The sequence below is a fragment of the Rhodopirellula bahusiensis genome, assembly GCF_002727185.1.
Taxonomy (GTDB): Bacteria; Planctomycetota; Planctomycetia; order Pirellulales; family Pirellulaceae; genus Rhodopirellula; species Rhodopirellula bahusiensis.
The window spans coordinates 1-19914 of sequence record NZ_NIZW01000033.1 but is presented as its reverse complement, the minus strand read 5'-3'; the positions used below and the strand labels follow the sequence as shown (position 1 = coordinate 19914).

Annotated in this window: 20 protein-coding genes; 2 read left to right on the top strand and 18 right to left on the bottom strand. The window is 54.3% G+C overall.

Going from position 1 to position 19914, the window contains the following annotated elements; translation table 11 throughout:
- Positions 1-448: 448 nt before the first annotated feature.
- The 8 genes from CEE69_RS27865 to CEE69_RS27830 all read right to left on the bottom strand — a co-directional run bounded on the left by CEE69_RS27865 (position 449) and on the right by CEE69_RS27830 (position 7956).
- Entirely contained in the window at positions 449-1363 is a 915-nt protein-coding gene (locus CEE69_RS27865) for an SHD1 domain-containing protein (RefSeq protein ID WP_008672928.1), read from the bottom strand.
- Positions 1360-3477 (bottom strand): glycogen debranching protein, encoded by a 2118-nt coding sequence (locus CEE69_RS27860; RefSeq protein WP_390176028.1) that lies wholly within the window; start codon positions 3475-3477, stop codon positions 1360-1362. The genes CEE69_RS27865 and CEE69_RS27860 overlap by 4 nt, the downstream gene beginning before the upstream one ends.
- 63 nt (positions 3478-3540) lie before the next feature.
- Positions 3541-4101 (bottom strand): hypothetical protein, encoded by a 561-nt coding sequence (locus CEE69_RS27855; protein ID WP_008672930.1) that lies wholly within the window; start codon positions 4099-4101, stop codon positions 3541-3543.
- Between the two features lie 33 nt (positions 4102-4134).
- Entirely contained in the window at positions 4135-4446 is a 312-nt protein-coding gene (locus CEE69_RS27850) for a glycogen-binding domain-containing protein (protein WP_008672931.1), read from the bottom strand.
- 138 nt (positions 4447-4584) lie between these two features.
- Complete coding sequence (locus CEE69_RS27845) at positions 4585-5421, bottom strand: universal stress protein (RefSeq protein ID WP_081611103.1); 837 nt, start codon at positions 5419-5421, stop codon at positions 4585-4587.
- A gap of 44 nt (positions 5422-5465) precedes the next feature.
- Positions 5466-7223 (bottom strand): alpha-glucan family phosphorylase, encoded by a 1758-nt coding sequence (gene glgP / locus CEE69_RS27840; protein ID WP_233215716.1) that lies wholly within the window; start codon positions 7221-7223, stop codon positions 5466-5468.
- Positions 7198-7623, bottom strand: coding sequence for a BON domain-containing protein (locus CEE69_RS27835; RefSeq protein ID WP_008672939.1), 426 nt, complete (start codon positions 7621-7623; stop codon positions 7198-7200). The genes glgP and CEE69_RS27835 overlap by 26 nt, the downstream gene beginning before the upstream one ends.
- Before the next feature lie 93 nt (positions 7624-7716).
- Entirely contained in the window at positions 7717-7956 is a 240-nt protein-coding gene (locus tag CEE69_RS27830) for a hypothetical protein (RefSeq protein WP_099263825.1), read from the bottom strand.
- Between the two features lie 249 nt (positions 7957-8205).
- Between CEE69_RS27830 and CEE69_RS27825 the strand changes: the two genes are divergently transcribed.
- Positions 8206-9024, top strand: a complete 819-nt coding sequence (locus CEE69_RS27825; protein WP_143549353.1) for an anti-sigma factor — start codon at positions 8206-8208, stop codon at positions 9022-9024.
- 65 nt (positions 9025-9089) lie between these two features.
- Here CEE69_RS27825 and CEE69_RS27820 read toward each other — a convergent pair whose 3' ends face one another.
- Positions 9090-9494, bottom strand: coding sequence for a heavy metal-responsive transcriptional regulator (locus CEE69_RS27820; RefSeq protein WP_008672944.1), 405 nt, complete (start codon positions 9492-9494; stop codon positions 9090-9092).
- A 273-nt stretch (positions 9495-9767) separates the two neighbouring features.
- Here CEE69_RS27820 and CEE69_RS27815 point away from each other — a divergent pair, with 273 nt between their 5' ends.
- Positions 9768-10883, top strand: a complete 1116-nt coding sequence (locus CEE69_RS27815; RefSeq protein WP_233215715.1) for a mercuric transporter MerT family protein — start codon at positions 9768-9770, stop codon at positions 10881-10883.
- 63 nt (positions 10884-10946) lie between these two features.
- On the opposite strand, the gene CEE69_RS27810 is transcribed toward CEE69_RS27815, so the two are convergent.
- From CEE69_RS27810 to CEE69_RS27770, 9 genes are all read right to left on the bottom strand, one after another.
- Complete coding sequence (locus tag CEE69_RS27810; protein ID WP_099263824.1) at positions 10947-12737, bottom strand: V-type ATP synthase subunit A; 1791 nt, start codon at positions 12735-12737, stop codon at positions 10947-10949.
- The gene (locus CEE69_RS27805) at positions 12734-13399 is read right to left on the bottom strand and encodes a DUF2764 family protein (RefSeq protein WP_233215714.1); all 666 of its coding nucleotides are present in this window, start codon (positions 13397-13399) and stop codon (positions 12734-12736) included. The genes CEE69_RS27810 and CEE69_RS27805 overlap by 4 nt, the downstream gene beginning before the upstream one ends.
- Positions 13396-14064: a V-type ATP synthase subunit E-like protein gene (locus CEE69_RS27800; RefSeq protein WP_008672952.1), complete on the bottom strand. Its 669-nt coding sequence runs from the start codon at positions 14062-14064 to the stop codon at positions 13396-13398. Before CEE69_RS27800 ends, CEE69_RS27805 begins: the two co-directional genes overlap by 4 nt.
- A 13-nt stretch (positions 14065-14077) precedes the next feature.
- A complete protein-coding gene (locus CEE69_RS27795) occupies positions 14078-14536 on the bottom strand; it encodes an ATP synthase subunit C (protein ID WP_037254894.1) in 459 nt (152 codons plus the stop codon).
- Between the two features lie 2 nt (positions 14537-14538).
- Complete coding sequence (locus tag CEE69_RS27790; RefSeq protein ID WP_008672955.1) at positions 14539-16335, bottom strand: V-type ATP synthase subunit I; 1797 nt, start codon at positions 16333-16335, stop codon at positions 14539-14541.
- Positions 16335-16949, bottom strand: a complete 615-nt coding sequence (locus CEE69_RS27785; protein ID WP_008672956.1) for a V-type ATP synthase subunit D — start codon at positions 16947-16949, stop codon at positions 16335-16337. The genes CEE69_RS27790 and CEE69_RS27785 overlap by 1 nt, the downstream gene beginning before the upstream one ends.
- Positions 16950-16952: 3 nt before the next feature.
- The gene (locus tag CEE69_RS27780; RefSeq protein WP_037254909.1) at positions 16953-18275 is read right to left on the bottom strand and encodes a V-type ATP synthase subunit B; all 1323 of its coding nucleotides are present in this window, start codon (positions 18273-18275) and stop codon (positions 16953-16955) included.
- Between the two features lie 299 nt (positions 18276-18574).
- On the bottom strand, positions 18575-19156 hold the full coding sequence (locus tag CEE69_RS27775) for a class I SAM-dependent methyltransferase (RefSeq protein WP_008672960.1): 582 nt from the start codon (positions 19154-19156) through the stop codon (positions 18575-18577).
- Positions 19157-19204: 48 nt separating this feature from the next.
- Positions 19205-19914 (bottom strand): efflux RND transporter permease subunit (locus CEE69_RS27770; RefSeq protein WP_233215712.1); only part of this gene is annotated, 710 nt, incomplete at its 5' end.

Here is a 19914-nt window from a genome sequence, read left to right as displayed (position 1 = left end):
GGCACATCGTTCACAAAACGATCATCAAACGCACCCAGGCAAAACACCGGGCACACGACAACTCGCAATGCGATAAACGATAGTAAAAGCAGCCGAAACATCGTGTCAGTTGGTTTTTCCAAATATAGAGTCCATTCAGTACATTGTAGGCCAGAGCTAGCCTTGCGACCAGTCCAGTTTATCGGCAAATGCTGGCCGCGTTGTCCTGTCATTCTTGCATGGCCAGCCGCAAATCAAGCAATTCGCAAACCAACACGCCCACGACTTGACGATCCGCTCGTAAAACGCGTAGGAAAGTCGGCTGCTAGATCAGCAGCGTGCAGAGAATAGCCAATCGGTCGCCTGTCGTCGGCGGCCACTCGCAAACATTGAGCCGAGCAGACGCCCAATGCAAAGAGGCAAGCATCGAAGCTGGCGTTATGCATTTACGTAGCTCTCGACGTTACTTTCAATTCCTCCTTGGCACAACTCTCATGGGGCCGACGACGTAGTTCGGATTTTGATGCTTTGCGATTTGGGCGGCTTGGATGTTGTTGCGAGCCGGAACGACGACACTCAGTGGCATGCCGTAAACGCCGGGCGGTGGTTCCATCGTGACCTCCCAGAGATCAAACACGCCCGCGTCGTAGGCTTGCAGATTGAGTTGCAACTGCTGTATTTGCTGCGCTCGCATTTGCTGGCGTTGATACGCTTCTGCCTGGGCGTGCGCGAGGAATGATTCCTGCTCTTTCGCTTCATAGTCCTCTTTGGCCGCCAGCCAACGCTCCCAGCCTGGCTTGAGTACGTTCACCACTTCGTCTGTAAACAAGAAGAACGGCGCGCAATACAAATCGCCGTCCTCAAGTTCAATCATCACGCCTGCGCATTCATACGTGCGTGGTTCGCCTTTGAGTTTCTTGGCCCATTGCTCAAGCTCTTTTGCGCCCCCGATTTTTTCGCCTGTGAAATGCTCCACGATCTTGGGGATGATGGCTCGGTAAACACCAGGCATCTTGTTGAATCGGCGGTTGTTGACGTAAACGCGCCCGAGTCGTCGTTGGATCACGACTGGGTGCTTGTCAAAGCCAACGATTCGGCCCGGCATCTTCAAGCCAGACTTCAACGTCCAAACTTGCGTGCTTCCGGTCGATTGACCAAGCTTTTCGGCTTCCTTATCAACGTATTCCTGGTCCCGCTTCGACAGTTTCTCCAGTGGCACGGCCACCAGGTCACTATTTTTCCTTTTGAGCACCACGGTCGATTCGCTAAAAGCAATCATGTCACCAGTGATGCTGTAATTCCCGGTCGAGTCGGACCATTCTTTTGCGGCGGCGTTGGTAGTCGCCACGACAACCAATGTCAGCCAGAGTGCATAAGTTTTCATCGTTGTGTATCTCCTTTGTATGGACTGGATTGCTGCAAGACAACCACGCTGCGTGGATTGACACGGTAGGCGTGCTGGTTGATGACGGGGTTTGATGCGTCGCATTGGATATCGAGTGGACTGGGCAGCGAAGTGTCGATGACCCGTTGCCAATCGCAATCTCGTGGATGAACAACAAAGAGACGTGCTTCCTTCGAGCCGTTGATCATCACGTACAGATCGCCACCGCAGTTCCGCGAATCTCTGAGGTGATAAGCCAATGCTCGCGATTGAGCGGACATGTCGACGGTCGGTTCTTCAGCACCAAACCAGCAGATATCGTCTCGCCAAAACGTCGATCGTCCTATGGATGGATGCTTTTTCCGGAAGGCGATCATCTGCTTGAAGAATCGAAACACTTCTTGGTTGGATTCGAGTCGATGCCAGTCGAGCCAACTTGTTTCGTTGTCTTGGTTGTAGGGATTGTTATTACCACCTTGGGTTTGCATGAATTCGTCGCCCATGCGGAACATCGGCGTCCCAGCCGAAAGCATCAACAGGCAACAAAAGTTCTTGACTTGGCGTTTGCGTAAGTCTCGCACCGACTGGGGAGCATCACCGTCGCCTTCCCAGCCGTGATTGGAACTGTATTCATTCGGGCCATCCTGGTTGTTTTGGCCATTGGCTTCATTGTGCTTGTCGTTGTAGGCAACGAGGTCATAAAGCGTGAAGCCATCGTGCGACGCGATGTAGTTGATGCTTTGAAAAGGGCGGAATGACTGCGAAGGGTGATCTGGAAATAGGTCACTGCTTCCGTACAACCTTGTCATCAGGTCCGGCACCATCCCCGCATCGCCTCGAACGAAACGCTGCAACGTGTCACGATAGCGACCGTTCCACTGCATCCAAGTCTGACCGGGGAACGAGCTGCCCAGTTGGTACAGTCCGGCGGCATCCCAGGGTTCGGCGATCAGGCGGACGTTCGCCAAATCGGGATCGCTCGCAATTTGATCGAACAAAGGTGGCTGCTCGAGATTGACGTTGCCTTCGGAGTCCCTTGAAAAAACGGATGCGAGATCAAAACGGAACCCGTCAACGTGCATCTCCTTTGCCCAATATCGCAAGCTGTCGACGATTAAGGACCGGACCGTTGGATGCGATGTGTCGAGAGTATTGCCGGTGCCGCTGAAATTCGCGTACGGCGAAGCGGGATCACTTGAGGCAACGTAGTAGATGTCATTGTCTATTCCACGGTAACTATAGGTTGGCCCGCGATGGTCTCCTTCGCATGTGTGGTTATAGACGACGTCCAAGATGACTTCGATTCCAGCTGCGTGCAGCTCACGAACCATCTCGCGAAACTGGCTGTGTTGCTCGCAAGACGAGTGATGAGACGAGTAGGCGTGATGGGGCGAGAAGAAGTTCAGAGGCATGTAGCCCCAATAGTTGTTGTCTTCCGGATCAAACTGAAAGACCGGCATCAGTTCAACCGCGGTGACGCCAAGCTCCTTGAGGTACGGGATTTTTTCCACGACGCCAGCGAACGTGCCACGATTGCTGGCATCAACATTGGAAGAGGGATCGCGTGTGAATCCACGCACGTGCATTTCGTAGATCACTAAATCCGAACCATGTCGAATCCTTGGCTCGTTCCCCCAGTCGAACGGACAACGGCAAACATCCAGCCGCCCCAGCGGAGCGCGACCTGCATTAGAACCGGGCGAGCGGGCTGCTTCGCGGTTGAAGCATTCCGGGAAGAAAATGCTACGCGAGTACGGATCGAGCAAAATCTTTTCTGGGTCGAAAGCGTGCCAGGGCAGAGCAGCACCCTCGACCGGTCCATCGACTTGGTAAGCATAGTATTCCGCATCGCCTGCTTCGGACATTGGGACACGGCAATGCCAGATCGGACCTGACTTGTTCTTCAGCGGATCAAGCACGACGGAGTGCCATGGAACACGCAGTTCGTCTTTGAGATACATCAAAAGCGTGACGCTGCGAGCACTCCCTGCATGGATGGCGAAGTTGTACGCTTGTTCCTGCTCCAGCCATGTAACGCCTAGCGGTCGTGGCGTGCCATCGTCGTGCTCCCAACTTGGTCCCTGCACCGGGCGTTCGCGTGGTATTGACGTCACATCCGTACCACAGTGACGGCAATGCGACTGGATTGTCTTCTGTATCATTGAATTGCCTAGTTTCTAGTGCCCCGACCGCGTGCGTTCAAATTCGATCTGCAAGCTCAGCAATTCAGAACGCAAGCGGTCGATCTGCCATTGCAAGTGATGCATCGGATCGGCTGTGATTTCTGGCTGTTCCGCTCGCTCCAACGCCAATCTCGCGAGTTGGGCGTTGAGTTCCAGTCGCTTCAACTGGTCCTCGCGAACATAGCCGCTCGCCTTTCTCGCCCAAGCAAGCTGTTCCTCGGCGAAAATGACGTCGTTCTTGAGTGACTGCAAATGACTCTTGTGCAAATCATGGTCGGCGTGCTTTCCCGCATGTTCGACCAACTTCGTCGCGTAGGCGACCTGGTTCTGTAGCCTCAACAGCGACAGCTTTGAGTTCATGCCGGGAATTCGGCGGTTGGCTTTCAGCGCCGTATCCCGATCATGTTTCGCCAGCTCCAGCTTCTTTTGAAAGTACCGCACATCCACGTCATCGGTTGCGGCATTCGGTTCCTGGGCCATCGCCATGGAGGTCAGTGGCAAACTAATGAGAACCGCGATCGCGACATGGACGAGTCGGTTTCGTTGGGAGTTCATCGTATCCTCGATCGTAAATGTGGTGAGACTTAATCAGGCGACTTCGCAAACGCGATTCATGGTTCCAAAGTCATTGGGCACACATTGTGGGCATTCACCGCTCGCATGGCAGTTGGCTTCGCAGCACCACTGACCATCGACGACAAACTTGAATTCGTAGCGTCCAGGCTCCAGTTTGAGCTTGGCCGTCCATTTCCCATTGTTGGACTTCTCCATCAGTGTCGCCTCGGGATTCCACTCATTGAAGGAACCAGCCAAAAAGACCTTTTCAGCCTCGGGGGCATGGCATTCAAATTCTGTCGCCCGCTCGGTTTCCGCTTTGGATGGAGCTTCTTGTTCAGACATTGGTTTTTCCTGAAGTTTGAGATTGATTGATGGAATACAAGTTGGATGCTGCACGAAGTGCAATCATTCGGCGAAGCTGGAACATATTACGAATAATGCTCTTGAACATTGCGTTCACTATGGATGGAGATTTGGTCGCTATTTCTCATGCCATTCCGCAGGGACCGCAAGGATCGGGCAAGATGCTTTCTGCACGATTTGGTCCGAGGTGCTGCCGCGAAGGGCATCGAGAAAGCCGTGGTGACCTTGCGTCGTTAACGCAATCAAGTCGGCTCCACGATCATCTGCGGTTTTGAGAATCTGAGTGGCAGGATCGCCATCTTCGACGACAAGCTCCCACGTCCAACCGTCGATGTCGGGAATCGCGAAGTTCCTGAGTACGTTTTCGTCATCGCCGACATGAACAAGGGTCGCCGTGACGGACTTGCAATCAAGTAGGCTGGCTAGCGCCCAAGACTGCGCAATAGCGGCTACCGCGTCAGGTTCTGATGCGATCGGCACGACAACTTTATGCATTTCGATACTACCGTCTTTACGAGCGACGAAACCGTTGACGCCGTGTGGGACGAACAGGCAACTCGTATGCGAAGAGCGTGCGATCTTCTTTGAGATGTCTTGGTGCAGCCATCGGTCAATTCCCTCACGATGATGCGCTGCGATGACAATCAAGTCTGGGCGATGAACACTCAAATGCTTCAGAATTTCGCTGACGGGATCATTTCCAGCCAGCAACACCTTGTGAACGCCTATTCCTAGGCGTTCAACGTCCTCGGGTAGCGCCCAATCGGGAAGCAAGCCCCACTGCGAGAGTGTTTCGCGCACTTGGGGGAAATCGTCCCATGTCACCTGTTCCGGATGCCGATCCACATGCAGCACTTCGAGCAAAGCGTTGGCATTGACTGCCAGCTTCAACGCATGGACAAAAGCCGACTCGCCGCCGTTAGAAAAATCGGTTGGATGAAAGATGCGTTGCATGATAAGTCTCCTTGGATGATTTTCTTCATGGTCGCTCGCGATTCTTACGACTTGTAATAAGCCTTCAGCACATACTGTTGGACCATTCGCTGCGTGTTGAAATGTGAGCCGTTCAAAGCGATCGCGTGCGACATGATTCGCATCCACATATCACGTTTGCGGTAGTACGTCGGGACGACGACGTCGTCGAGCTTGTCGTAGAGGGCGGCAGCGTCTTCGTGAAATCGTTTCGCATCGCCGGGCTTTGCTGGCGAGGCATCGCCAAATGACCATCCCGTGACGCCATCGACGCAGCCTTCGATCCACCAACCATCCAGGATGCTCAGGCTTGGTACGCCGTTGATCGCCGCTTTCATTCCGCTCGTACCAGATGCTTCGAGTGGAGGCTGCGGCGTATTGAGCCAAACATCAACGCCAGCAACCAGCAGGCGAGCCAGTTCCCAGTCATAGTTTTCGAGATAGACGATTTTGATTTCTGGGGTGAGAGTGTCTTTCATGCGTACGATTTGCTGTATCAGTCGTTTGCCCTCTTCGTCGCGGGGATGCGCCTTGCCTGCAAAAACCAATTGCAGAGGTCCATGTTCCTCCGCGATGCGGCGAAGCCTGCCGGGATCGCTCAACAGCAAATTCGCTCGCTTGTACGCCGTTGCACGACGGGCAAACCCGATCGTCAGTGTTTCTGGGTCATACCCGATGGCTTGGCGTGAGTTGATCTCGTCAATCAAATCAAGCTTGGCCGCCTGATGGGCCTGCCATACTTCGTTCTCGGCAATGGCAACTGCTCCGCGAAGGCTTGCACTGTCCTCACGCCATCCCGGTAGCCACTGGTCAAACAGATTGGCAAACGATCGAGCCGCCCAGGTTCGTGCGTGAACTCCATTGGTGATGTGGTCGATCTGATAGTGATGTTCGGCATCCTTCGGCGTCAGCATTTGCCTTGAAACTTCGCCATGCTTCTTGGCAACACCGTTGACGTAGTGGCTGAGGTTGAGTGCGAGGTACGTCATGTTCAGCTCACCACTGCAACAGAACACATCGTGCATGTCGAATAGGTCGGTTCGACCGAGGACTCGCCCCACGAGATTCAGGTCGAACCGGTCGTGACCGGCGGGCACCGGTGTATGAGTGGTGAAGACGCATTGGCGACGCACGGCTTGCACATCGTCGCTCGTAAAAATGTCCCTTTCAAAACTCTTCGCTCGCTCGTCCAACAGTTCAAGACCAAGCAGCGCGGCGTGACCCTCATTCATGTGGTACTGCACAACCCTTCGGTAAGCCAACGCACGCAGCATGCGGATGCCACCGATACCGAGCACAACTTCCTGGCACAGCCGATGACGATCATCGCCTCCGTAAAGACGGTGCGTCAGTGTTCGATCTTCAGCCGAGTTTTCATCTAAGTCGGTATCAAGTAACAGAACTGGAATGACGTGCCCACCGCCGTCATGCACGTCATATTGCCATGCACGCACGTGGACGGTGCGACCCTCGATCACAACCTGAACACGCTCGGACTGTTCGGTGCTAAAGTCTGCTGGCACCCACTCCACAGGTGATTCGTGCTGCCAACCGTCGTTGTCGATGGATTGAGACAAATACCCGTGGCGATGCAGTAGCGTGACGGCGACCATCGGGACGCTCAAGTCCGCAGCGGCTCGCAACGTGTCACCCGCCAACACGCCCAGTCCGCCGCTGTACGTCGGCATTGCCGGATCAATCGCGATTTCCATCGAGAAATAGGCAACGGTCGCCGATGTCGCCAGTGATCCGTCGGGCTCAATCTTCCTCGTTGTCATGCTCATTCTTGCTCGTGCTGCAAAGGGACGATACTTCTAGTTCGTTGACGATCTGCTTGACTCCATCAACGCGACGGACCAATTCCTGAGCCATTTGCTTGTGGTAAAAGCTGTTAACTGTGCCGCGGATAAATAGGATGCCGCTCTCGAAGCGACACTCGATCCGCTTCAATGCCGGGTAGCCACTGGACGACCAACTGTGGCGAATCGCAGCGACGATACAGCAATAGCAGGGCTGCTCTGCCGATACGTCGGGTTTGAGAAGATCGACTTCACGGGGCAGCCCTGAATCGTCGGCCGTCTCGTGTGGCGACTCTTCGTTAGGAGGTTGGATCCCGCCGTGCTTTTTCGAGCCTCGTCGTTTTCGCGATCCTCGTCGAGTCGCGTTGATTGTGCCCGTGCTCATTGGATGCTCATCCGAACAGATAGAACTGGAATACAACGATCGCCAGCGGTCTGACGACTGCGCTGGCGATCCAAACAGGTCTTCCAGTCCCGTTCAGTTGTCGCTTTCAACGACTGCGGAACTGCCGCAGCAACTTCGTTTGACGGTGCAGCAGTAGGCCCGTTTCGCACAGCAAGTATTGCCGACTAGGTCAGCCGACCCATCGACCTCTTGGACCTGTGACAACGCAGCCGGGGCGGCAGTCGGCGAGACATCCGCTGCCGGCAAACCAAGTGCGGCTGCACCAAAGAGACCAAGCGACAAAACACCAGCAGCTACCGATTTCAATAACATGACTTCCACCTCTAGTCGTCAGGGATTGGGGAAACAGACGGCTCGGGCAGACTTGGCCACCTTTGCTCGCCTTACTGGTAGTTGGATGCAGCGAGTCGCTCGGTTCTTCACAGATTTTTCTCAGTCTTGTTCTCATTGCGATTGTTTCCTTGTTTGCCGTTTCCCGTGAAGAAGTGGCGGACCGATGGCATCAAAAACCATGGGCCGACACTTGATCGGTCGAATTCGATTCTCCGGTGGAGCAATCAAATGGATTGCCAACAAGTCGAGCAGTTGCTCTCGCACTATTTCGATCATGAGTTACGACTCGACCAGCGGACTGAAGTCGAATCGCACTTAGAAGACTGTCCGCCATGTTCGGACCAATTGGCCGACATCCGCATGCTTTCCGACGCGGCTCGAAGCCTGTCTTCTGCTCGTCCGCCACATGACCTTTGGGATCGGATCGCCGCCCAATTGAAAGAGCCACGGTTGCCTGAATCGGTCAACAACTACGACACCGTCGATCTGAAATCGAAATCCAGATTTGATCAGAAACGATCATGGAGCTTGGTTGCGGTCGCGGCTGCGTTGCTGATTGGCGTTGGTCTGTTCTGGACGTTGCAACCGGCCAGCCATCCGCATGATCCGTTGGTGAATTACGCTCAACTGTTAGATTCAAGCCCACTGGCGGCTCAGGAACATCTCGTCTCCAAATACTCGGGCCAGACCGTTTCGGTGGATGAAGCGGTCCAGCTTGTTGGATACCGACCTCGCAATGTTGGTCCTCCGCCCAGTGGATACTCGTGCGACAGGCTGGTGGTGTTGGACATGCCGTGTTGCAAGTGTGTCCAGGCGGTTTGGCAGCGTGCTGATCAAACGCAGGTCGCCATTTTCGAGCACAAGTCCAAGATGGATGATTGGTTCGAGGGCGAGCCGAGCATCAACATCAAGTGCCGAGGAAAAGTCTGCCGGGTCACGCAGCTCGACGGTCAGCTCGCCGCCACCTGGCGAATCGGCTCTCGGCTTGTCACCGCGATCGGAGTAAGGGATACCGATGAATTAGCAACGTTCGTAGCCGCGTTATGATAACTGACGAAGGCTATTGCTCACATTGGATTTCTAGCTTGGAAGAATTGCCTGGCCAACTTTGGTTACTTCGCTCCTAGTTCCGTAACGACATGGCAACATTCCGTTTGCTTTTGGTGCTGACATTGAGTCAGTGCCGACCTCAGCACCTTGCGAACATGCCGCAAATCTTTGAGTCGGTCCTCAACATCGGTCAATCTAGCTTCGATCAGTACCCGAATGTTACCGCATGCTGGTGCGTTCCCTTCGTCATCGGCAAGCAGTGACTTGACGTCTTCGAGTGTGAAGCCAATGGCTTGCGCGGCTCGAATGAACTTTATTTTTCTGAGCGTTTGATCGTCGTAGAGCCGGTAGTTGCCCGCGCTGCGGTGCTCCGGTTCGACCAACCCAATGCGTTCGTAGTAACGGAGAGTCGTTGTCGGGACATCGGCTGCCTTCGCTAGCTCGCTGATTGTCAGTCGCTTGCTCATTTCTATTCTCCGCGGGCCGGTTCCGAACCGGCGAAACGCCGGCTTTGGCGGGGAAACAGAAAAAATCGCAAACCCCGCTTGACCTTGCACCTAGGTGCAACCCTGATAATACAGGAAGACCACGCATGCAGCAAACGCGATTGAAAACCAACACGGAGCAACGATGTGTTGAGAAAGCAGAGAGAGATAACGAAGAGGATTCAGTGTCCGTCCTGTGGATGCAAAGCCAAACGAGTGAGTACATCAACCATCGGCGCGTTACTCGATGACGACTTGGCCGAACAGTTCACTGCAGGCAGCCGATCCTGTTGTGCTACGGAAGGCAAAGGTTGCGCATCCATCAAGGAGGACACCGGCTGGCGGTTTTGCTCATCGCAGGATTGCGACGTGGTGTACTTCATCGAAGAAGGAGACACCCAATTCACGAAGTCACAACTGAAAGTTTCGGTCGGCGTGAAGGAATCCAGCGGCGAACGCCCACTGTGCTACTGTTTCGGCCATTCGGTTGGCAGTCTTAAAGAAGAGCTTCGCATGAAGGGGCACTCGGACGCTCTGGATGACATCCGGGCGAAGATGAAGGACCCCGGCTGTCACTGTGAGACCTCCAATCCGAGCGGTTCGTGCTGTCTGGGGAGCGTGACGAAAGGTATCCGAATCGCTCAGGAGGAACTTGGGCTGAATGCCCCAAAGACGACGACTGCGTCAACAACGGCGTCAACAACGGCGTCATCGACGGGGGAGAGGGTCGCCAAGATCGGAACCATCGTGTCGGCAATCATGGCCTCGGCCTGTTGCTGGCTGCCGCTGCTTCTGCTGGCAATTGGCGTATCTGGGGCCGGGATTGCCGCCACATTGGAAGCGTATCGCCCGTTGTTCATGGTTGTCACGTTTGGATTTCTCGGAGCAGCTTTCTACTTCACCTACCGTCCGAAGAAAGGGACTGCCGAAACAGGAAAGGACTGCTGTCCCACGGAAAGTACAGTGGCGGAAGACTGCTGTGCCCCGACCGGCAAACGTCTCTTCAATATGATGTCTATGAACAAGGTCATGCTATGGGGCGTTACCATGCTGGCCATTGCTTTCCTGTTCTTTCCCAGCTACGTCGGTGTGTTTTTGGGGACGGCGGACGATGCAGTCGTGTCTGAGAATATGAATCAAGCCGTATTCAAAATCGAAGGCATGACGTGCGAAGGATGCTCGACCATCCTCGCCGAGGCGATCAAAACGGCTCCAGGAGTACTGGCCGTCCACGTTGACTATGAAGCAGGAGAAGCCTTGGTTGGCACTGAAATCTGCTGTCCTGTGCCTGAAGAAGAAATCCTCCTCGCCATTGAGCAGGCTGGCCTCAACGGCAAGCAGCTTTCTTCTAGATCGTCGAGCAACCAATAGTTCTCTTGGGTTCGAGCGGTAGTAGGTTTACGCACTCGCACAGATTTTGAGTCAGCGAGCCAATCATGCTTCGCTTTCGCGATCTGAAAGCATCAACCGGATGCTCGCCAGGAACTGTTGGTAGTCGGATGAATCCGTTTCGGCGTAGTTCAGATTGCGAAAAGCATTGGTGATCCGAACAAAGAAATCGCGGGCCTCTTCCTTGTCGTCGAACAGAAATTCGCGCTCGGTGATGTCTCGGATCAGCCGCAGCATCGACTGCTGCCGCTCCAAAGGTGTCGCGACATCCACCGGGTCGAAGGCATCCTGTTGCAAGTAGACCGTGTCGAGAAACTGTGCTTTTTGATAGATCACGAAGTCGGCCAGCGAAATTCCTTCCTCGCCCGTCACTTGCATCATCTGATAGATGGCGTCAGCTTGCCGAAGTAAATCGAGCAACGATTCGACGGTTGCGGTCCAGCCGGGAGCCAATAGGCGATCGAAGTGTTCTTGCAGTTGTTCTCGATATCGCGACCAGGAAAGCAGTGGGTCGATGGCTGGATAGAATCGCTTGTAGGCGCGATCGTAGGACAGACCGAGGAAGGTTTTCACCGTGCCCAAAGTCGATTGCGTTACAGGTTCCTCGAAATTCCCGCCAGCAGGCGAGACGGTTCCGATCATCGTTAGACTGCCCGAGGAACCGTCGCAAGTCGCGAGTACTCCCGCTCGTTCGTAGACACCTTTAACGGCCGAATCAAGGTACGCCGGGAAGGCTTCTTCCCCAGGAATTTCCTCCAGTCGTCCCGATGTTTCCCGCATCGCTTGAGCCCAGCGCGATGTTGAATCGGCTAATAGCAAGACATCGAGTCCCATCTGTCGGTAGTATTCGCCTAGCGTGATGCCCATGTAGATCGACGCCTCTCGGGCTGCGACTGGCATCGACGATGTATTGCAGATGATGACGGTACGATCCATCAGCGAGCCGCCCGTCCGTGGGTCTTGTGCCTGTGAGAACTCGTTGATGGTATCGACGACTTCACCCGCTCGTTCACCGCACGCGACCACGATCACAACATCCACGGCTGAGTTACGTGCGATCAATGTTTGCAGAACAGTCTTGCCAGCGCCAAACGGCCCTGGAATACACGCGGTACCACCGCGAGCGATTGGAAAGAAGGTGTCAATGGTCCGAATGGTTGTGACCAACGGTTCAGACGGGTACTTTCGTTCGGCCAAGTGTTGATGGAGGAGGTCCGCTGGCAATGGAACTCGAACAGGCCATTCCTGTCGCATCGTCAACGGACGCTCATCCTGCCCAATACGAATGCGGGCGATCGGCTCGTCAATCGTAAAGCTACCTCCCTGAATCCAAGTCAGCTCAGCTTGGCCACTAAAATCAAAGGGAACCATGATCTTGTGCTCGACGCCGCGTTCCTGAACCGTGCCCAAGACGTCGCCCGCACGAAGTCGCTCACCCGTGCGTCGTATCGGCACAAACGACCATTTTTGCGTGCGGTCGAGCGAGTCGGCATAATGCCCACGCTTGAGAAAGAACCCGTCGCGATTGGCGAGTGTTCCCAACGGATTTTGTAAGCCGTCAAACACGGCTCCAAGCAGGCCGGGACCAAGCGACGCAGATAGCATCTGATGCGTCAACTCAACACCATCACCAACCTTTACACCTTCGGTGTCCTCGAACACCTGCAAATCCGCTTCCGTTCCATAAATTCGCAGCACTTCGGACTTCAACCGCTTGTCATCCAGACAGATATACGCAACTTCATTCTTGACGATCTGTCCTTCGGGGACTTCGATCGAAACGATATTTCCATTGACGGCCGTGACCTGCGCAGCGGTTGCTACCTGCGTGTTCATGCGACGTTTTCCTCAAGGTTCAACGTTTGCGTCGAGAGTTCATCAAACTTCTGCCGCCCCGCCGTTTCATCGAGTCTCGTCCAGCGATCGACGATCTCCCAACGAGCGAGGTACAGCAGGATCGTCTCAAACGAGAAGTAGAACTGGTCAGCAAGTTGCACCCAACGATTCCAAGTGGCACCTAAAAGCTGCCGTTCAACTTCTAAGGGTTCGCCTGCATCCAACGATTCGCGGACATGTGGAATCCAAGGATGCTCTCGAACCAATCGGAAATCGGGATGTTGCCAGTTCTTGCGAATGTGGTCCGTGTGTTGGCCGACGGCGGCTGCCGACTCAAGTCCTAGACGCCGTCTCCGTAACGCGCAGGTTATCGTACGAACGTCCATCCGATGATTGATGATGTCGCGAACGAGTGAGTTAGAAATCGACTTCATCAAGCGATCGTATTCCATCTGAACTTCGTCATCCGTGCGTTCAGGCCGTTGCCGATCCCACAGCAGAAAACCCTGCACTTGCTCAACTGTACTTTTGTCACGGTCGCCGAGCAACTTGAGCCGCTGTTGAAGTTGAATTCGCGAGATTGGCACTCGTTCAATTTCAAACGAGCGAGGCATATGCGGAAGGCTGGCGACGAGTGAGTAGTAATTCGTAGTCGCGGTCACTGGATGATCCCCTCCATGATGGCGCGAAATCGGGGGACCAGGTGCCTCAGCAACAGCTCCGCAATGGCTTCATCAGTCAATTCAATCTCGATATCTTCTTCGAGCAGTTGGATACGGATGCCCGCCGAGGCGTCGTCTCGTGTTCCAATCTCCAGTCCATCTCGCAGCATCTCTTTCGTGATTGAAGCAACGAAGTGGCTCAAATTTCCTTCTTTCACTTCCTCAGGGTGGCTGCGCAGTTGCTCCAAGCCGATGGCGTTCTCGGGAAGTAGAAGCTTGGCGGATTGACTGGGCGAAGGAGCTGACCGGCCACCGACCTCAAGAATCAACTGTTTCAGGAAATCGCCGTCATCCAATTCACGCCTTACCAGCCGTCGAACTCGGTCGGCGAACTGTTCCACCAAATTGGATTTGAGCCTCAGCATCGCATCACGCACCGCCAATTGCACCGCTTCTTCACCGGCCCGCTTGGTTTGCTCGGCCTCTTCGCGCGCGTTTCGCAGTAACGCATCGGCCTCCTGTCTCGCATCGTCAAGACGCTGCTCGGCTTTCCGTCGTGTTTGCTCCATCAGCGTCTCTGCCTGAGCCTTGCCTTCTTCGACACCTTGCTCACGCAGCCGGCCAATCAATTCTTCAATGCCGGATGATTCCTTTGAGTTTGTCATGTCACCAAGTTCCTTAGCCTGCCGTGCCACCGGGAATGTTACCACCGACGATCATCGCGAAGATGAAAGCGAAGACTGCGAAACCCTCCACGATGGCTGCTGGTGCAATCGCCAGTCCAAAGACTTCGGGCTTAGACTTGGTTGTATTGATTGCCGATGCACAGCAAGTACCTTGCACGATAGCGCTAAACAGCAACGCTAGACCGACCAACAGGCCGATGGAAAACAATCCCGGTGCGGAGTCTAACGCAACGGCCTGATTGAACTGCATGGTCACCACGATTCCGTAGATGGTTTGTGAGGATGGAAGCGCGGAGACGCCAACCAATCGTCCGTAGCCACTGTCAACGTCCAACAATGCCCCCGATGCTGCTTGCCCCGCGCGTCCACAGCCGATGATACTGCCGATGGCTCCAAGTGCGGTCGGCAGGAAAACTCCTGCCCAGCCCAATAGAAGTATGTAACTATCCATTTCTAGGTTGCCTTCTTGTTGAATGGTTCAAATGCGTATCCTTCGTCTGGAAGACTCCAGCTAAAGAACTCGATGCAATTCAGACGCAATCCATGCACGACACCGCTCATGATTGCCAAGACGAAGTTCAAGCCATGTCCGAAAACCACGGCCACTACCGCTAGCAGACTGCCAATCCCCACGCAGCAACTGGCTTTGTAAGTCAGGTCGTTGAACGTCCCAGCCAGTTGAGCACTGGCCAGACCGAGTGCGAACAGTCGCAAGTAACTCAACACGTCGCCGAATGCACGAGAGACGCCAGTGAGCGAAACGACGCCGTCGATCAATCGCTTGCCGTGTTCTTTGAAACTGAAAGTCGTCAGTGGTCGTTCGCTACTGAAGAGCAGAACGGAGGCAATCCCGATTCCGAGCATCCAGCTCCCGAATTGAATCAGCGGTTGCTCTGGCTGCGTACCGCTTTTGCCCAACCCCAGTGCCAAGCCACCAAATAACGCCGCGATCCAACCGAAAGACGCCAGCATCATGGGCGACCAACGACGACTCCAAGCCAAAGCTAGATTCGCCATCGCAAGATGCACCACGCCGATCGCAATGGAAATCTGCATCATCAGCGTCGCATTGGTTGCGTCGATGAAGTGTACTCTGGCTAGCACTGAACCAGCTGGCGGTGGGAATCCAAAGTAGCTGCCAACCGCGATGCCATAGGCAACGGACGCGACAGCAATGGCGACGAACAATGTTCGCATTCGCCGCGTGTTTTCGGACCTTCCAATCCGTCGCCAGAACAGCAACAGGAAAAACGCCAGCAACATGGCGTAACCCGCGTCAGCCATTATCATTGCAAAGAAAACGCTGAACGAAAAAAACACGATGCCTGACGGGTCATACGCTCGATAGGCGGGTGTCGTATAGAACGTGACAGCGTTTTCTCCACCTGCGGCCAGCCCGCGATTGGACAGCAAAGTCGGCGGTGAATCCTCCGCGGTCGGAATTTCAATAGTCAGCCCTAAATCGTGGCTTCTCGCGAAGGAAGCGATCTGTTCGCGCTGCGATTGAGGTGCCCAACCTCGAACAGCGAACATGCGCGGATCATCGAAGGTGTGACCTGCTGCTCGCTCGCGTGCCACTCGGTCTTCAGCAAGTCCAAGCCTACGAGATAGTTGGTCGATCCAGCGAGTCAATCGAACTCGCTGCCAATGCAACTCCTCCAACTCGGATTCGACCGCCTCAAGACGATCCTGCAATTCGCTCAGTGGACGTTCGTCCAAGTGCGTTCGCGGCACCGGCATGTCCGTCGGTTCCGTATCACTGATCACGACAACGTAAGCGAAGCGGTGTTCTCTGGCGACGACTTGCCAATCGTCCGGCAACGACTCCAGCAAACTCAATTTGTAGTGGGGGACAGCGTAGAACCAGAAACGTAAGCCACCAAGTTCGTCATTCGATGGAAGCTGGAAATCGCCCCAAGGCATGAGCGTTGCAATCGCTTGCTTCAATTCGTCCAATTCAGCTTGTAGTTGCTGTCGTTGCTGCTGGATCGACAACGCTTGGCCAACTACGTCATCCAATTGAAACTCGGAGTTGTCCTTGACGGCGCGGCGGTGAATCGGGCAAGCTTTCAGATACTTCAGTGCTTGTGCGGCATCGGGTGAGCACTGGCTGTTTTGCGATTGGTGGTCACGACTGTCGTTCAAGTCGAGAAGATGCAGGCAGCCCAGTTCCTGTAGGCCATCAAGCACGACGTGTTTCTGGTCGGCCGTACCATAGAGAGTCACTTTGGCGACGGGAACGATTGCCATTACACCGTCCTCGTCGTCAGTTCACCGCGATTTTGTTTCGCCTTGGCGATCTTGGAACGCACCACGGCGGCCCGTTCCGTGTCAGCCAAATGAATTTTGATACGGTGGATGTCTTTTTCCGCTTGCGGAATCAGCACCTTGTCAAAGAGATTGACTCGCTGCGTGATCCGGCGCACCGCATCATTCAGGCGGCCCACTCGCGTCCGCTCATTTTGTAAGCGTAGCTTCAACAAGGCCAGTTTCTGCAAAAGCTCCACCAGGAAATCGACCCAGAACGGCTTGGCCAGCATCGAGTATTCCTTGACTCGAAAACGAACTTCGCCGAGGAGAGGCAACCGCACTCCAAGTACGTTTTCTTCGGTGACTGTCCGCTCCTCGATGGTTACTAGATCGCTCAAGTCCTGCTCGCTCGCGCCCAGAAGCGAAAACAATCCTCGCTGGGAATCTAGTAGCGTTTCAATCTCGTTCTCTGTTTCAGACTGGATGCGTTTTGATCGTTGCAAATCGGCGATTAACTGTTGCCGTTTCAAGTCCAGCGATGGCAGGAATCGCTCAAACATCGCAAGTTGATCGCGGCGTTGCTTCAGTGACGTTTTGTTGAGTGCCAATGCCATTGCTCAACTCTCCGCTTGCTTGAAGTATTTCTCAACCAAAGCCTGTTTCATCAGCAATTCTTCTGCCTCGAAACACTCGGCCAGTGTCTGCCAACTCAGATCGAGTGCGTCGTTCAAAGGCATTGCAATCCGAATGTCCATGAAACGTTTTGCAAACAGATCGCCAAACTTCAACAGCTTCTGGTCGAACGTCGAAAGATCGAAAGCCATCGCTTGCTTTTTTTCCGCTTCCTTGGCCCCCGCATAAAATCGAATCATCGTGTTCATGATTTGCGAATGGTCTTCCCGAGTGACCTTGCCGATGACTTGCTGCTTGAGCCGCGAGAGTGAACCGAATGGGTCAATAACGCCATTGTGCAAATACAGCTGCCCTTCAGTGATGTAACCCGTGTTGTCAGGAACCGGATGCGTCACATCATCACCTGGCATCGTCGTCACGGTCAGGATGGTAACGGAACCAGCGCCTTTGTAATCGCAAGCTCGTTCGTAGCGTTGGGCAAGCTGCGTGTAGAGATCACCCATGTAGCCGCGATTCGATGGAACTCGCTCCATCGCAATGCCGATCTCTTTCAGGGCATCTGCATAGGCCGTCATATCGGTCAATAGCACAAGCACTCGTTTGCCTTCCTCGACGGCGAACCGCTCCGCGACCTTCAATGCCATGTCGGGCACCAGAAGACGCTCCACGATCGGGTCCGACGCTTGATTGACGAACATCACCGTGCGACCAAGAATCCCTTCGTCTTCAAATGTCGATCGGAAGAAGTGGTAGTCGTCAAAGATCAACCCCAGCCCGCCAAAGATGATAATGTCCGCATCAGCTTGAATCCCGATACGAGCAAGCAACTGGTTGTACGGTTCACCTGCGACCGAAAAGATGGGAATCTTCTGACTTTCGACCAAGCAATTGAACACGTCAATCATCGGGACTTTGGTGTGAATCATGTTCTTGGGCACGATTCGCATCTTGGGATTGACCGATGGCCCACCGATTGGAATGGAGGGTTCGTTGGACAAATCAGGTCCGCCATCCAAAGGAATCCCCGATCCACGAAAGACGCGCCCCAAGATGTTTGGTGAGTAAGAAACCTGCGTTGGGTGCCCCAGAAACCGGACCTTCGCTTGCGTGGAAAGTCCCTTGCCTCCGGAAAACACCTGCAATGAGACCACGCCGCGTTCCAGCTCGATAACCTGTCCCAGTGAACGACGCCGATCCCAATTCTCAACGACGGCCAAGTCACCGAATCCAACGCCGGTGGCACGCACCTTGAGGATATCACCGACAATCGCGACCACGCCTGTGCGTCTGACAAGATCAGGGATCATTCGATTGCGTCTCCAAATATCGAGTCGACTGAACATCGAACTTCTCGTCCCATACGCCCGATTCCGGTAACTATCAGACCGTCGCGAGCGTCTCCCGTAACAGCTATTTTGGTCCGCATTGCGATTCTTCTCGGCGCCGTCACGTTGCGACTCCTTGTGTTATGCTCATCAAGGCGCGCAGTCCCGTTTGACTTCAATGGGTTCGACGACCACCAGTGATTGGATGCATCAAACGGCCAATCTCTTCACCGTGCGGTCAAGAAAAAGGCAAAAGCATTTGCAAGCAGTAGGCCGGAGTCCTATTCACTCAACCGGCAGAACCAATCGAAGACATGATCGTAGCCTTCCATTCCCACGACGCGGTGGCGTGCCGGCAGATGACCGAATTCTCTGTGTTCAAAGCGGGCAAGGATCGTTTCGTTCTCCGATGGGTCGGGACTCGCATCCGCATCCCACCCCAGCATCATGTATCCGCCGTGAACCAGAGAGCGATGCACCGCTTCGATCATGCATTTGATATCGTCGTCTGTGTCGATTCCGAAACCCAGCAGCCCGTTGATGTGGACAACATCAAACCGTATGCCGCTGAAGACACGATCTATCTCCCGGATGTCGCAAGTTCGGTGAAGGTACCCGTTTCCGAATCGGGCTGCCCGCGGATCGAAATCGAGAGTCCATACCGCAGTGGCCTGCTGATCAAACAGTTTCGGATAGCCTGTGTTGTAGCGACGTGTCCCCGCCAGCATCACGTTGGATGGCTTCGCCTCTGCCATCGCAGGAAGCATGACCTCACGGAGGTACTTACGGTCGGCGAAGCCATGGACCCGCAAATTGAAGGCGACGGAATCAGCGAATCGTTTCGTTTTGGCGACGATATTCATTTGGTCAGATCAGGGTGAATGTCAAGTAATGAGATTGGGAGTAACGGTTCATGCATTCTCTGCAAACTTCTCGTCCTTGATTCCAAGTTTGAGTTTCCATTCCATGGCGGCGCAGTACAGGACGGGAACCACGAACATGGTCATTATCGCGATCACCATGCCGCCAAAGCTGGGGATTGCCATCGGGACCATGATGTCACTGCCGCGACCGGTGGAGGTGAGCACCGGGATCAGCGCAAGAATAGTGGTTGCGGTCGTCATCAAGCATGGACGGCACCGTCGCATGCCCGCCGTCACGGTTGCTTCACGAGCATGTTTCGCATCGGTGATATTGTCCTTGCGGAAACTCTCGTCCAGGTAAGACGCGATCACCACGCCGTCATCGGTGGCGATCCCGAAAAGCGCTAAGAAGCCGACCCAGACGGCAACGCTGAGATTGATTGTGCGAACTTGGAACAGCTCACGCATATTGGTTCCGAGAAAATCGAAGTTGAGGAACCAATCGGTGCCGTAGAGCCACAGCATGATGAATCCGCCCGACCAGGCAACCATGATTCCGCTGAACACCAGTGAAGACGTGATGACCGATTTGAATTGCATGTAGAGAATCAAGAAGATCAGGCCGAGCGCGAGTGGCAACACGATCATCAGCGTCTTTTGCGATCGACCCGCATTATTCACCAAGCCTGTGAGCTCGTTGTTTTTTGTTGGTGGCGTGGTCGGGAGCATTGCTGTCCGAGCTTTTGGCGTTGATTCTT

Bases quoted from the DNA above. Each gene is read 5' to 3' on its own strand.
- CEE69_RS27790 (WP_008672955.1), bottom strand. From the start codon at position 16,335: ATGGCAATCGTTCCCGTCGCCAAAGTGACTCTCTATGGTACGGCCGAC.
- CEE69_RS27855 (WP_008672930.1), bottom strand. From the start codon at position 4,101: ATGAACTCCCAACGAAACCGACTCGTCCATGTCGCGATCGCGGTTCTC.
- CEE69_RS27825 (WP_143549353.1), top strand. From the start codon at position 8,206: ATGGATTGCCAACAAGTCGAGCAGTTGCTCTCGCACTATTTCGATCAT.
- CEE69_RS27775 (WP_008672960.1), bottom strand. From the start codon at position 19,156: ATGAATATCGTCGCCAAAACGAAACGATTCGCTGATTCCGTCGCCTTC.
- CEE69_RS27785 (WP_008672956.1), bottom strand. From the start codon at position 16,949: ATGGCATTGGCACTCAACAAAACGTCACTGAAGCAACGCCGCGATCAA.
- CEE69_RS27800 (WP_008672952.1), bottom strand. From the start codon at position 14,064: ATGACAAACTCAAAGGAATCATCCGGCATTGAAGAATTGATTGGCCGG.
- CEE69_RS27795 (WP_037254894.1), bottom strand. From the start codon at position 14,536: ATGGATAGTTACATACTTCTATTGGGCTGGGCAGGAGTTTTCCTGCCG.
- CEE69_RS27780 (WP_037254909.1), bottom strand. From the start codon at position 18,275: ATGATCCCTGATCTTGTCAGACGCACAGGCGTGGTCGCGATTGTCGGT.
- CEE69_RS27810 (WP_099263824.1), bottom strand. From the start codon at position 12,737: ATGAACACGCAGGTAGCAACCGCTGCGCAGGTCACGGCCGTCAATGGA.
- CEE69_RS27820 (WP_008672944.1), bottom strand. From the start codon at position 9,494: ATGAGCAAGCGACTGACAATCAGCGAGCTAGCGAAGGCAGCCGATGTC.
- CEE69_RS27830 (WP_099263825.1), bottom strand. From the start codon at position 7,956: ATGTTATTGAAATCGGTAGCTGCTGGTGTTTTGTCGCTTGGTCTCTTT.
- CEE69_RS27850 (WP_008672931.1), bottom strand. From the start codon at position 4,446: ATGTCTGAACAAGAAGCTCCATCCAAAGCGGAAACCGAGCGGGCGACA.
- glgP (WP_233215716.1), bottom strand. From the start codon at position 7,223: ATGAGCATGACAACGAGGAAGATTGAGCCCGACGGATCACTGGCGACA.
- CEE69_RS27865 (WP_008672928.1), bottom strand. From the start codon at position 1,363: ATGAAAACTTATGCACTCTGGCTGACATTGGTTGTCGTGGCGACTACC.
- CEE69_RS27835 (WP_008672939.1), bottom strand. From the start codon at position 7,623: ATGAGCACGGGCACAATCAACGCGACTCGACGAGGATCGCGAAAACGA.
- CEE69_RS27845 (WP_081611103.1), bottom strand. From the start codon at position 5,421: ATGCAACGCATCTTTCATCCAACCGATTTTTCTAACGGCGGCGAGTCG.